This is a genomic window from Tenacibaculum sp. SDUM215027 (assembly GCF_050566205.1).
Taxonomy (GTDB): domain Bacteria; phylum Bacteroidota; class Bacteroidia; order Flavobacteriales; family Flavobacteriaceae; genus Polaribacter.
The window spans coordinates 540,792-554,804 of record NZ_JBNXUE010000001.1 but is presented as its reverse complement, the minus strand read 5'-3'; the positions used below and the strand labels follow the sequence as shown (position 1 = coordinate 554,804).

The following is a 14,013-nucleotide window of genomic DNA, read 5'->3' as shown; positions in this document are numbered from 1 at the left end:
ATTTTAAGATAGTTGAGTAATAATTATTGAGATAGTTATTATTGGTTTAAACAGTCTCTTTTAAGTTAAAAGAGACTGTTTTTTTATGCTCAATATTTTCAAAGTGATTTATAAAAACTGATTGGTTATTATAAGCAATTTCTATTAACCAATAACCTCCTTTAAAGTAAGATTTTAACACAGTTCCTTCTAGTTTTGATGGTTCTTGAGTAATCTTAAGTAAACTAGGGTAAAGTAGTAATGTTTGTTTGTTAATAGTAAGCTCATTTACATCATCAAATAAAGATGCAATATATTTTTCCTTAGGATGTTTGTATAGGTTTGATGGACTGTTGTATGCAATGATTTGATGGTTGCGGATTACCATCATAGTATCAGCAAAAGAAAGTGCATCGTTTCCGTCATGTGTAGCTACAATACAAGTAATGTTTTTCTTTTTTAAATATGCAAACAATCGTCTTCTTAAAGAGTTCTTTTTAAAATTGTCTATTTGACTAAAAGGTTCATCTAACAATAATAACTCAGGTTCTTTTGCAAGAGCCCTTGCTATGGCTACTCGTTGTTGCTGTCCGCCACTTAAGTTTTTAACTTTTTCGTTAGCAAACTCAGCCATTTCAATAACTTCAAGTAATTCTTGAGTTCTATTTTCTGCTTCTTCCGGATAAAACCGTGAGAGAAATTTCTTAATATTTTCGCTTACCGAAGTAAAAGGCATTAAGTCGAAATCTTGTGCTACATATTTAAAAAACTCCATTCCTGGAACTAAATGGTGTTCGGGGCCTAAAATTTGTGTGTCGTTCCAGTGTAAATTTCCATGATCAACATCGAGTAATCCATATACAATTTTTAAAAGTGTAGATTTTCCGCAGCCACTTTCTCCCATAACGCACAAGTGCTCGCCTTTTTGAAGTGTAAACTGGATGTTTTCTAAGGTTTTTTCTTTTGAAGAATAAGTGAATGAAATATTGTTTACTTGTAGCATAGGAGCAAAAATACGTAAAGGACTAAGATAAATTATAAACATGATTTTTCATTTCAAGTTTCTCTCTAAATAATCTTCTTTTTTTTTAGAATTAGACCTAAGTATATTTGTTATAAACAGTATGAAAAGTTTTTTTTAAAAAATGCAATAGAAAATAAAAAGTACGTCTTTATAATTGAGGAGCTACAAAGAAAGCCTGTAAATGAACCAAGAAACGGAAAATAAAAAGAAATTAAAAGCCTTTTTTGATAAAGAATATGGTGCTCTTAAGTCTTATGTTGGAACTAAAATTAAACAAAGTATTCATCAAGATGCAGAAGATATTATTCAAGAAGTTGCTTTAAAATTGTTTTCTGGAGTTAATGGAAATTCACCCATAAACAATGTAGCTAGCTTTGTTTATAGATCCTTAAAAAATAAAATCATTGATAATTTAAGAAAAAAGAAGTACGAAGCTTCGGCTTCAGATATTGATGAAATGAAACTGATTGAATTTACAGAGATTTTGTATGGAACTCCTGATAATGCGTATTCTGAAGTAATGAAGAAGGAGCTAGAATTAAAAATAATGAATCTTAAACCAGTATATAAGGAAATAATTATAGCTATTGATTTTGAAGGGTACACATATAATGAACTATCAGAGGAACTTGAAATACCTGTTGGAACATTAATGTCAAGAAGACATCGAGCGTTTGGAATATTACTGAGAAAAATTGAAAATAAAAAATAAAAATAAAAGATGGAAAATTTGTTTAAAGAGCGAAGAGATGGAGAGTCTCCAGGAATATTTGCAGGAAGAATAATATTCGGAATAATTGCAGTTTTAGTGTTAGCAGTACTTTTTGGGTATGCAATTATGTGGCTTTGGAATAACCTTATGCCAGAGATTTTAGGATTACCAGTTATTAACTACTGGCAAGCAGTGGGGCTATTTATTTTAGCTAAAATTTTATTTTCATCTAGTGAATGTGGAGGAAAACATAAATCGAAGAAATACTCAAACAAAAGAAGAAGGCACAAATTCAAATCACATTATGAAAAGAACTGTAAAGGAAAGTTTTCAGAGTGGGAACACTATGATAGGTTTTGGGAAGAAGAAGGGAGTGAAGCTTATCAAAAATATGTAGACAAATTAAATAAAGAAACGGAACAAGAATAAAAAACCTGTGAGTTATGAAACTATTTATCTATGGAACCGATATTGACACAAAGAAAAAAGAAGAGTCTATACGTCAGTTATTTAATCAAGATAATAATATAATTAATTTATCAATTGATCTTGAAGATGTTGATAATGTTTTAAGAATAGAAGCAACAGATATTACAAAAGAAGCTGACATTATAAATAAGGTAAAAGAAAAAGGGTTTAACTGTATGGAATTAGCAGATTAAACATAAAAAAACCGACATTAAAAATGTCGGTTTTTTTTAAGCGCTTCTTTCTACGTAACGAATAATACTTTTTGCTACATCTTTTCCTGTGGCTTTTTCTATGCCTTCTAAACCAGGAGAAGAATTAACTTCTAAAATCAACGGGCCTCTATCTGACTGTAACATATCTACACCAGCGATACCTAACTTCATTGCTTTAACAGCTTTTAAAGCTGCATTTTCTTCTTCATCTGTTAGTTCTATAATTTCTGAAGTTCCTCCTCTATGTAGGTTTGATCTAAATTCTCCTTCCTTTCCTTGACGCTTCATGGCTCCAACAACAACACCATCTACTACAAAAACACGAATATCTGCTCCTTTAGCTTCTTTGATGTACTCTTGAACAATTACGCGAGCTTGTAAGCCATTAAAAGCTTCTATAACAGATTCAGCTGCTTTTTTGGTTTCCGCTAAAACAACACCTAAGCCTTGTGTTCCTTCTAAAAGCTTAACAATTAAAGGAGCTCCTCCTACTTTTTTGATGATTTCAGAAGTATCTTTAGAGTAATTGGTAAAAACGGTTTTTGGTAGCCCTAAATTTGCTCTTGAAAGTACCTGTAAACTACTCAGTTTATCTCTAGATCGTACCAAAGCTTGAGATTCTACAGCAGAAAACACCTTCATCATTTCGAATTGACGTACTACAGCAGTACCATAAAAAGTAACTGAAGCACCAATACGTGGTATAATAGCATCAACATCGGTTATAAGTTCATGATTGTATACTATAGCAGGCTTCTTTTTTTCAATAATAAGATCACATTTGGTATGATCTAATACGACCATTTCATGACCTCTTTTTTCGCCTGCTTCTACTAAGCGTTTTGTTGAATATAATTTAGGGTTTCTAGAAAGAACAACAATTTTCATTTTTTATATTTCTTTTGAAGTGATGTTTTTTTGTGAAACATCTACAATAAATTTTTTATTTAAAAATTTTCTACCAATTAATACTGGATAACTCATTTTACCTCTATCTGATAACGATAGCTTTATTTTATATTTTTTACCGTAGAAAATAGCGGATGTGGAAACAACATATCTTTTTTGTTTTTTTCCGTTTGAGCTTCTTATGCTTTTAACTTTATACTTTGTAGTTTGGAGCAATTTATTATTATATTTTTCTGTTTTAGGACATAATAGTATAAACTCTAACACACCGTCTTTTTCTTCAATATGTTTACAATGTATTGCAGAAGTATAAGCTCCTGTATCAATCTTTACGGGTAAATCTTCTATTTCCCAGTTTAAAAAGGATATTTTTTCAATCCTTCCAATTAGTTTCATTTTTTTAAATTAAGGTGAGCGAATTACTTACTATTTTTTGAAATATACAATACTTACTATTAATTTTTTAAAATAAAAAAAACCAGTGCTTATACACTGGTTTAAAGGTACTTATTTTTTAATTGAATTTACCAAATTCTTACACGATCTTCTGGTTTTAAATACATTTCATCTCCTTCTTTAACATCAAATGCTTCATAAAAAGCATCTACGTTTTTAAGAGGCATATAGGCTCTGTATTGCCCTGGAGCATGTGTATTTGTCATAATCAAGTTTTTAAGAGCTTCATCACGCATTTTTGTTCTCCAAATAGTTCCCCAAGAAAGGAAGAAACGTTGTTCTGGTGTATATCCATCAATTTTTTCTGGACGACCATTTTTTCCTAAGAAAACCTGTAATCCTTCATAGGCAGCTTGTACGCCCCCTAAATCACCAATATTTTCTCCTAAAGTATATTCTCCATTTAAATGCATGCTATCAATAGCAATAATATCACTGTATTGTTTTATTAATTTAGCACCTGCTTTTTTAAACTTTTCAGAATCCTCTTCTGTCCACCAGTTTTTAAGGTTTCCATCACCATCAAAACGAGCACCAGAATCATCAAAACTATGAGAGATTTCGTGACCAATAACAGCTCCAATTCCTCCATAATTTACAGCTTCATCAGCTTTGTAGTTATAGAAAGGAGGTTGTAAAATTGCTGCTGGGAATACGATTTCATTGTTTACAGGGTTAAAGTAAGCGTTTACTGTTTGAGGAGACATTCCCCATTCAGTTCTATCCACTTCTTTACCTAACTTAGCCATATCTTTTTCAAAGTTCCACTTACGAACGTTTACAGCATTGTCAAAATATGTACCACCTTCATCTAATCCTTTAACAAGTAAAGCAGAGTAGTCTTTCCATTTATCAGGGTATGCAATCTTAACAGTTAATTTGTGTAATTTATCTAATGCTTTTTCTTTTGTTTCTTCACTCATCCATGGTAATTGCGCAATACGTTTTTCAAAACCTAACATTACGTTATCAATCATTTCCTTAGCTTTTTGCTTCGCTTCAGGTGGAAACTTTTCATCTACATATAATTTACCTAAAGCCTCACCAATAGCTCCATTTAAGTTTGCTAAAGCACGCTCGTTTCTTGGGCGTTGTTGTTTAGCTCCACGCATTTCTTTGCTGTAAAATTCCCAATTAGCTTTTTCTAAATCAGTAGATAATAAACCTAATGAGTTGTTAATTGCATTCCAACGTAATGATAATTTAACCGTTTCAATAGGACTATTCTTAAGAACATCATTCATTGCTTTGAAGTAACCTGGATCTGTAACAATAATCTTTTCAAGACCTTTAGCACCATCTAACCCTTCAAGATCAACACCAATTCCTTTTAAATGAGCTTCCCAATCGATTACTGGAGCTAACTCAGTTAATTCAGCAATGGTCATTGGGTTGTAAATTTTACGAGTATCTCTACGTTCTTCTTTGGTCATTCTAGGTTCAGCTAAACTCTTTTCAAAAGCAACAATAGTTGCTGCATTCTTTTTAGCTGTAGCCTCGTCATCACCAAACTCTTGTAACATTTTAGCTACAAACACTTGATATTTTTCAAGTTTGTCTTTTACCTTTTCATCTACATAGTAATCTCTTGATAAACCAAGTCCACCAGCTCCCATGTAACCAGCATTCATACTACTGTTCTTAAGGTCGTTAAATACGCCAAAACCATAAAAACCAGCACCTCCATAAGGAGCCATGTTGGTAATGAATGTTTGTACGTCGTTTAAGTCTTTAATTTCTTCAATTTTTTCAAGAAAAGGTTGTACTGGAGCTTTACCAGCATTGTTTCTAGCTACGGTATCCATGATGGTTTCGTAGTAGTTTACCGCTTTTTCTTGGTCAGAATCGATCTCTTTTCCTTCAGCATCTTTTACTTTTGGGAAGTTACCTTCTTCAATAGCTTTGTTTAAGATAGCTAATACATCTTTGGTAGTAGTTTTTCTTAATTGATTAAACCCTCCCCAAGAAGTTTCATCTGCAGGAATTTCGGTATTGTCAATCCAAGAACCGTTAACATATCTAAAGAAATCATCGGTTGGTTTAACCGAGGTATCCATGTTTTCTAAAACAATTGCCTGTACTTTCTCTTCAGGCTTTTTGTCTGTTTTACACGCAATAACCCCTAAAGAAGCAACTGCAGTAGTAAACAGCATTTTGTGAATGGTTTTCATTTTTAATGTTTTTTGAATGAATCTTAATTTTAACAAACTACCTCGAGGATTTTGCCTCGAGGTAGTAAATTTACTCTAAATAAGAGTGTATTTTTATAAAAATGTTACAGTTTTTAACTTTTTATTTTTGATTTTGGTGCATTAGGTAATGTTTCAAACCCCATATTAAACAACGTGAAACCAAAAATATCAGAGTATTGTTCAATAGTTTTTGCTACAGGAGTTCCTGCTCCATGACCTGCATTTGTTTCAATTCTAATTAAAACAGGGTTGTTTCCTTGTTGTTTATCTTGCAGTTCAGCAGCAAACTTAAAACTGTGAGCCGGCACTACACGATCATCATGATCTCCTGTTGTTACCATGGTTGCAGGATAGTGAGTACCTTCTTTTACGTTATGTACAGGTGAGTACTCTTTTAAGTATTCAAACATTTCTTTATTTTGCTCTGAAGTTCCGTAGTCGTATGCCCAACCAGCACCTGCTGTAAAGGTGTGGTAACGTAACATATCTAATACTCCAACAGCTGGTAAAGCTACTTTCATTAAATCTGGACGTTGAGTCATTGTAGCACCTACTAATAAACCACCGTTAGAACCTCCTCTAATAGCTAAATAATCAGACGAAGTATAGTTTTCTTTGATTAAATATTCAGCAGCAGCAATAAAATCGTCAAAAACATTTTGTTTTTTTAATTGTGTACCTGCATTGTGCCATTTTTTACCATATTCACCACCACCACGTAGGTTAGGTACAGCATACACACCACCTTGTTCCATCCAAACTGCATTGGCAATACTAAAGCTAGGTGTTAAACTTACATTGAATCCACCGTAACCATATAAAATAGTTGGATTTTTACCGTTTAATTCTAAACCTTTTTTATAAGTGATAATCATAGGAACTTTAGTTCCGTCTTTTGAAGTGTAAAATACTTGCTTGCTTTCATAATCATCTGAGTTGAATGAAATAGCAGGTTTCCAGTATAATTCATAGGTTCCATCTTCTGGATTGAACTTGTATGAAGAACCTGGGGTGTTGTAGTTGGTAAAAGAGAAATATAATTCTTTAGCGTCAGTTTTTCCACCGAAACCACCAGCAGTTCCTACTCCTGGTAACTTTACTTCACGGATTAATTTTCCGTCGAAATCATATTGTACTACTTTTGAAACAGCATCTACCATATACTTTGCAAAGAAATATCCAGCTCCTGTTGATGGAGATAGTACATTTTCTGTTTCAGGAATAAAATCTACCCAGTTTTCTGGTGTTGGGTTTGCAGCGTCTACGGTAACAATTCTTTTGTTAGGCGCGTTTAAGTTGGTTACTAAGTATAATTTACTATCTCTGCTATCAATTACACCAGTATCGCTATCAAAATTGTCAATGATAGGTGTTAATTTGCTATTTGGGTTGGTTAAATCTTTAATGAATAACTTGTTTCCAGAAGTTGAGGTAGAAGCAGATACTAATAAGTATTTATTATCTTCAGTTAAATATCCACCAACATAACGGTGTTTTTCTTCTGGAGTAGCCCCAAAAATAACCTCATCAGAACTTTGTGGGGTTCCTAATTTATGAAAGTATAGTTTGTGTTGATCTGTTTTTGCAGATAATTCACTTCCTTTAGGTTTATCATAACTAGAGTAGTAAAAACCTTCGTTTCCTTTCCAAGCAATTCCAGAAAACTTTACATCTACTAAAGTATCTTCTTTGATTTGTTTAGTCTCTGCGTCCATAACAATAACCTTTCTCCAATCACTACCTCCTTCAGAAATTGCGTAGGCTACAGTTTTTCCATCTTTGGTAAAACTTACAGAACCTAATGATGTTGTTCCATCTTCAGCAAAAGTATTAGGGTCTAAGAAAACCTCTTCTTTACCATCTTTATCTTTTCTATATAAAACATATTGGTTTTGTAGTCCGTTGTTTTTATAAAAATAAGTATAATCACCTTCTTTAAATGGAGTCCCTACTTTTTCGTAGTTCCATAACTCAGATAAACGGGTTTTTAATTGCTCGCGATATGGAATTTTGTCTAAGTAATCGAAAGTAACTTCATTTTCTGCTTTTACCCAAGCTTCAGTTTCGTCACTTCTATCGTCTTCTAACCAACGATAGTTATCGGTTACTTTAGTATCAAAATATTCATCTACAACAGGTTTTTTAGCTGTTTCTGGATAGTTCACACTAATATTGTTTTTAGGTTGCTTTTCTTCTTTACAAGAAACTAAAATTGTTCCTGCACAAATAATGGGAAGAAGGATTTTTCTCATGATTAAAAAATTGGTTAATTTGATCAAAGTTAGAAGAAAAACAATCATAGCTGTTGATTTTAAGACGATTTTAACAAAAACAGCCTTGTAAACCTATTGAAATAAAAACGACTACCTTTACCTAATTACAATATTTAAATAAACATGACTGAAAATTTAAACAAAGAAGCTTTTTTAAAAAAGGTTTTTAACTATGAAGAAAACAAAGAATGGAAATTTGAAGGAGAACTACCTGCTGTAATTGATTTTTATGCTGATTGGTGCGGACCATGTAAAGCACTTGCCCCTGTTTTGGAAGATTTAAGCGCAGAGTACGAAGGAAAAATTAATATTTATAAAATTGATACAGAAGCAGAACAAGAATTATCTGCTGCTTTTGGAATAAGAAGCATTCCTTCTATGTTATTTTGTCCTGCTAACGAGGATCCTCAAATGGCTCATGGTGCGTTACCAAAAAAACAAATTGAACAAATAATTGAAGATGTTTTAAAGGTTAATAAATAACCTTAAAAAAGAAGAATATAAGAGTTTAAAAAGTGACACATTTTGTGTCACTTTTTTTGTGTAAAAACACAAAATAAGAAACTCAGTGAGTATCACTTATCAAGCGTTTTTTTAAATTTTAAAGTATTGATTTTTAAGTTTTTGTAAAAACATAAAAATGTTGTAAATTGAAGAAGGAAAAGTAATTTGTTAAAAACTTCAAGGGATTTGTGAATAAGTATAGCTTTCAGAATTTAGCAATTTTTCCAATCTTTGTTTCTATCTCAGGGAATAAAAAATAACACACTAAAAAGAGCTTAAAAAGCATGGCATCGATTGAACCAATTTTACAAGAAAATAAAGACAGATTTGTAATTTTTCCAATTCAACATAACGACTTATGGGAATGGTATAAAAAGCAACAAGCTTGTTTTTGGACTGCAGAAGAAATTGATTTACATTCAGACTTAATAGACTGGAATTCTAAATTAACAGACGATGAGCGTTACTTTATTAAGCATGTTTTAGCATTTTTTGCAGCGTCTGACGGAATTGTAAACGAAAACTTAGCAGAAAACTTTGTAAATGAAGTTCAATATTCAGAAGCAAAGTTCTTTTATGGTTTTCAAATCATGATGGAGAATATTCATTCTGAAACCTATTCATTATTAATTGATACATATATTAAGGATGAAGAAGAGAAAGACAAGTTGTTTAAAGCAATTGATGTTTTTCCTGCCATAAAAAAGAAAGCAGACTGGGCATTAAAATGGATTGAATCTGATTCATTTGCTGAGCGTTTAATTGCTTTTGCAGCAGTTGAAGGAATTTTCTTTTCAGGATCATTTTGTTCAATTTTCTGGTTAAAGAAGCGTGGGTTATTACCTGGGTTAACATTCTCAAACGAGTTAATTTCTCGTGATGAGGGTATGCACTGTGATTTTGCTGTACACTTACACAACAATCACTTAGTAAATAAAGTGCCAAAAGAAAGAATTAAAGAAATTATTATTTCTGCTTTAAATATTGAAAGAGAGTTTATTACAGAGTCTTTACCTGTGAGTTTAATAGGTATGAATGCTACGCTAATGACACAATATTTAGAGTATGTTACCGATAGACTACTTTTAGAATTCGGATGTGAAAAAGAGTATGAGTCTACCAATCCATTTGATTTCATGGAAATGATTTCATTGGAAGGAAAAACTAACTTTTTTGAAAAAAGAGTATCAGAGTACCAAAAAGCCGGAGTAAAATCTGGTGGTACAGGAAGCATCAGCTTTGATGCAGATTTTTAGGAACCAATAAGCTGCTATTTCCCCTACATGCAGTATTACTCAGCTAGAGCACTTTTTCCAGTGCTTTAGCGTTATAATCGTTTCAAAAAGAAACAAACTAGTATTAACATTTTACATGTTGTCTAAACAACTATGTTTTGACGACGCTATTAACCAAAAAACCAATATCAATATGTATGTAGTAAAAAGAGACGGCAGAAAAGAGCCTGTGATGTTCGATAAAATCACAGCAAGGGTTAGAAAAATGTGTTATGGATTAAACAAGATTGTTGATCCAGTAAAAGTAGCAATGCGTGTTATTGAAGGGCTGTATGATGGGGTAACTACTTCTGAATTAGATAATTTAGCGGCAGAAATTGCTGCTACAATGACAACTGCACATCCTGATTATGCGAAATTAGCAGCGAGAATTGCCGTATCTAACTTACATAAGAACACCAAAAAATCGTTTTCGGATACTATGACCGATTTATACGAATACATCAATCCACGTACAGGAAACAAAGCTCCTTTATTATCAGATGATGTGTATAAAATTATTATGGATAATGCCGATAAATTAGACTCGACAATTATCTACAGTCGTGATTTTAACTACGATTATTTTGGTTTTAAAACATTAGAACGCTCTTATTTATTAAAGCTAAACGGAAACATTGTTGAACGTCCACAACAAATGTTAATGCGTGTTGCTATAGGGATTCATAAAGAAGATATCGACGAAGCAATTGCTACATACGAATTAATGAGTAAAAAATACTTTACTCATGCAACACCAACGTTATTCAACTCAGGTACACCAAAACCACAAATGTCATCTTGTTTCTTACTACAAATGCAGGATGATAGTATTGATGGGATTTATGATACGTTAAAACAAACAGCAAAAATATCACAATCAGCAGGAGGTATAGGTTTATCTATTCACAATATCCGTGCTACAGGAAGTTATATTGCAGGTACTAATGGAACTTCAAACGGAATTGTACCTATGCTACGTGTATTTAACGATACAGCACGTTATGTAGATCAAGGAGGAGGAAAACGTAAAGGTTCTTTCGCAATGTATTTAGAACCTTGGCATGCTGATATTTATGATTTCTTGGACTTAAAGAAAAACCATGGTAAAGAAGAAATGCGTGCACGTGATTTATTCTATGCTATGTGGATTTCAGACTTATTTATGAAACGTGTACAAGAAGATGCTGACTGGACGTTAATGTGTCCACACGAGTGCCCTCATTTATATGACACGTATGGTGAAGAATTTGAACGTTTGTATACAAGTTACGAAGCAGCTGGTAAAGGAAGAAAAACCATTAAAGCACGTGATTTATGGGAAAAAATCTTAGAATCACAAATAGAAACAGGTACTCCGTACATGTTATATAAAGATGCAGCAAACCGTAAGTCAAATCAAAAGAACTTAGGAACAATCCGTTCTTCAAACTTGTGTACAGAGATTATGGAGTATACTGCTGATGATGAAGTAGCAGTATGTAACTTAGCCTCTATAGCAATACCAATGTTTGTTGCTGAAGATGAAAATGGAAATAAGTTTTTTGACCATAAAAAGTTATTTAAAGTAACTAAAAAGGTTATTAGAAACTTAGATACAGTAATTGATCGTAACTATTACCCTGTAAAAGAAGCAGAAAACTCTAACTATCGTCACCGTCCAGTAGGATTAGGGATTCAAGGATTAGCAGATGCTTTTATTATGTTGCGTTTACCATTCACTTCAGAAGAAGCGAAGAAGTTAAATCAAGAAATTTTTGAAACCTTATATTTTGCATCAGTAACCTCATCGATGGAAGTAGCAAAAGACAAGGGAGCATATTCAACCTACGAAGGATCACCAATGTCACAAGGAGAGTTCCAACACAATATGTGGGGAATTAAAGATGAAGAATTAAGTGGTCGTTGGGATTGGTCGAAGTTACGTAAAGAGGTGAAAAAACACGGAGTTCGTAATTCATTGTTAGTAGCACCAATGCCTACAGCATCTACATCTCAAATCTTAGGAAACAATGAAGCTTTTGAACCATATACTTCTAATATTTACACACGTAGAGTATTATCAGGAGAGTTTATCGTTGTGAATAAGCACTTATTAGAAGATTTAGTTGAGTTAGATTTATGGGATAACAATATGAAAGAAGATATCATGCGTGCAAATGGATCTATCCAACATATTGAAGCTATTCCACAAGAATTAAAAGATTTATACAAAACAGTTTGGGAAATGAGTATGAAAGATATTATCGACATGGCGCGCCATAGAGGATATTTTATCGATCAATCTCAATCGTTGAACTTATTCATGCAAGATCCTGATTATGCGAAGTTAACTTCTATGCATTTCTATGCTTGGAAGTCTGGATTAAAAACAGGAATGTACTACTTACGTACAAAATCTGCAGTAAATGCGAAGCAATTCACATTAAATATAGAAAAGAAAGAAGAGGAAAAACCAATGAGCCCAGAAGAATTTAAGGCTATGGTAGAAGCTTCTAAAAATGCTGAAGGACCAGACGATTGTTTAATGTGTGGATCTTAAGCCAAAAGTAAATTAAAAGTGATAAAGAGAAGTTGAAAGGCTTCTCTTTTTTAGTATTTTCGAAAAAACTTTACTCTAATGATGAATTGGGAACAACTCCTTTCTTTAAAACGTTTTGGTGATACCCAAAAACGTGAGCGTGCAAAACAAGACGAAACTCGTTTAGGTTTTGAGGTAGATTTTGATAGAATTATATTTTCGTCGGCTTTTCGTAGCTTACAAGATAAAACACAGGTAATTCCATTATCAAAAACTGATTTTGTTCATACACGTTTAACGCATAGTTTAGAAGTGTCGGTTGTAGGACGTACGTTGGGACGTAGAGTAGGTAAGGAGCTGTTGGAGCGTCATTCAGACTTAAAAGAATTAGGGTATACCTTCAATGATTTTGGTGCCATTGTTGCAGGGGCATCTGTAATGCATGATATAGGAAATCCCCCATTCGGACATTCAGGAGAAAAAGCCATTGGAGAATACTTTAAAACAGGAAAAGGACTTCAGTATAAAAATCAATTAACTGATTCAGAATACCAAGATTTAATAGATTTTGAAGGAAACGCCAACGGATTTAAAATCCTTACAGAAAATAGAGATGGAATTCAGGGAGGTTTACGTTTGTCGTATGCAACCCTAGGAGCTTTTTTAAAGTATCCTAAAGAGAGTTTGCCAAAGAAACCAACCAACCACATAGTAGATAAAAAATACGGCTTTTTTCAATCAGAAAAAGAAGCTTTTTTAGATGTAGTGCAAGATTTAGGGTTATTGAAAAAAGAATCTGAAGGAGTTTCTTACTATCGCCATCCGTTAGCTTACTTAGTTGAAGCAGCTGACGATATTTGTTATACTATCATTGATTTTGAAGATGGTATTAATCTAGGGTTAATTGAAGAAGATTATGCTTTAGAGTATATGATTAAGTTAGTAAAAGATACCATTGATAGTAAAAAATATCATTCATTACAGCATACAAAAGACCGTGTAAGTTATCTACGAGCTTTAGCAATAGGAGTGTTAATTAACGAAGCAGTAGCTATCTTTTTAGATAATGAAGAAGCTATTTTAAACGGCACATTTGATAAAGGATTATTAGACAAGTGTAAATATGAAGCACAGATTAATGACATTATTAAAATAAGTGTTGATAAGATTTACAGAAGTAAAGAAGTTGTTGAGAAAGAGGTTGCAGGATATAAAATTATAGCTGATTTACTGGATGTGTTTGTAACGGCTTTAAATAATAAGTTTGACAGTAAACAATCTAACTATGATAAATTAGTACTGAATTTAATTCCACAAGAATATCAACAGAATAAAGAAAGTTTATATGATAGAATCATGCAGGTTTCTAGTTATGTTGCTGGCTTATCTGATGGGTATGCTATTCGTTTGCATAGAAAAATAATGGGAAATATTAGTTAGAAAGTGTTAAATAGTTAGTTTTTTGTTTAAAAAATAGGTGTTTGGT

The 14,013-nt window shown here is 32.6% G+C and carries 12 protein-coding genes; 7 read left to right on the top strand and 5 right to left on the bottom strand.

The annotated features are described in order from the left end of the window. Positions 1-46: 46 nt before the first annotated feature. Positions 47-982, bottom strand: a complete 936-nt coding sequence (locus tag ACQYZ7_RS02585) for an ABC transporter ATP-binding protein (RefSeq protein WP_430728866.1) — start codon at positions 980-982, stop codon at positions 47-49. Between the two features lie 202 nt (positions 983-1,184). Here ACQYZ7_RS02585 and ACQYZ7_RS02580 point away from each other — a divergent pair, with 202 nt between their 5' ends. The 3 genes from ACQYZ7_RS02580 to ACQYZ7_RS02570 are packed head-to-tail and all read left to right on the top strand — an operon-like array spanning position 1,185 to position 2,377. After that, complete coding sequence (locus ACQYZ7_RS02580) at positions 1,185-1,715, top strand: RNA polymerase sigma factor (protein ID WP_430728231.1); 531 nt, start codon at positions 1,185-1,187, stop codon at positions 1,713-1,715. A gap of 9 nt (positions 1,716-1,724) precedes the next feature. After that, positions 1,725-2,144, top strand: a complete 420-nt coding sequence (locus tag ACQYZ7_RS02575; RefSeq protein ID WP_430728230.1) for a hypothetical protein — start codon at positions 1,725-1,727, stop codon at positions 2,142-2,144. Between the two features lie 14 nt (positions 2,145-2,158). Beyond that, on the top strand, positions 2,159-2,377 hold the full coding sequence (locus ACQYZ7_RS02570; protein ID WP_430728229.1) for a hypothetical protein: 219 nt from the start codon (positions 2,159-2,161) through the stop codon (positions 2,375-2,377). A 36-nt stretch (positions 2,378-2,413) separates the two neighbouring features. Here ACQYZ7_RS02570 and rimK read toward each other — a convergent pair whose 3' ends face one another. The 4 genes from rimK to ACQYZ7_RS02550 form a co-directional block, all read right to left on the bottom strand. Then, the gene (rimK, locus tag ACQYZ7_RS02565) at positions 2,414-3,286 is read right to left on the bottom strand and encodes a 30S ribosomal protein S6--L-glutamate ligase (protein WP_303504843.1); all 873 of its coding nucleotides are present in this window, start codon (positions 3,284-3,286) and stop codon (positions 2,414-2,416) included. A 3-nt stretch (positions 3,287-3,289) separates the two neighbouring features. Beyond that, positions 3,290-3,703, bottom strand: a complete 414-nt coding sequence (locus tag ACQYZ7_RS02560) for an ATP-dependent zinc protease family protein (RefSeq protein ID WP_430728228.1) — start codon at positions 3,701-3,703, stop codon at positions 3,290-3,292. Between the two features lie 128 nt (positions 3,704-3,831). After that, positions 3,832-5,934 carry a M13 family metallopeptidase gene (locus ACQYZ7_RS02555; protein WP_430728227.1) on the bottom strand — a complete coding sequence of 701 codons (2,103 nt, stop codon included), beginning with the start codon at positions 5,932-5,934 and terminating at the stop codon, positions 3,832-3,834. 113 nt (positions 5,935-6,047) lie between these two features. Continuing rightward, on the bottom strand, positions 6,048-8,207 hold the full coding sequence (locus ACQYZ7_RS02550) for a prolyl oligopeptidase family serine peptidase (protein ID WP_430728226.1): 2,160 nt from the start codon (positions 8,205-8,207) through the stop codon (positions 6,048-6,050). 144 nt (positions 8,208-8,351) lie between these two features. Between ACQYZ7_RS02550 and trxA the strand changes: the two genes are divergently transcribed. The 4 genes from trxA to ACQYZ7_RS02530 all read left to right on the top strand — a co-directional run bounded on the left by trxA (position 8,352) and on the right by ACQYZ7_RS02530 (position 13,967). Further along, positions 8,352-8,711, top strand: coding sequence for a thioredoxin (gene trxA, locus ACQYZ7_RS02545; protein ID WP_430728225.1), 360 nt, complete (start codon positions 8,352-8,354; stop codon positions 8,709-8,711). Between the two features lie 305 nt (positions 8,712-9,016). Further along, a complete protein-coding gene (locus ACQYZ7_RS02540; protein ID WP_430728224.1) occupies positions 9,017-9,988 on the top strand; it encodes a ribonucleotide-diphosphate reductase subunit beta in 972 nt (323 codons plus the stop codon). 172 nt (positions 9,989-10,160) lie between these two features. After that, on the top strand, positions 10,161-12,548 hold the full coding sequence (locus ACQYZ7_RS02535) for a ribonucleoside-diphosphate reductase subunit alpha (RefSeq protein WP_430728865.1): 2,388 nt from the start codon (positions 10,161-10,163) through the stop codon (positions 12,546-12,548). Between the two features lie 81 nt (positions 12,549-12,629). Further along, entirely contained in the window at positions 12,630-13,967 is a 1,338-nt protein-coding gene (locus ACQYZ7_RS02530; RefSeq protein WP_430728864.1) for a deoxyguanosinetriphosphate triphosphohydrolase, read from the top strand. The last annotated feature ends 46 nt before the right edge of the window (positions 13,968-14,013 follow it).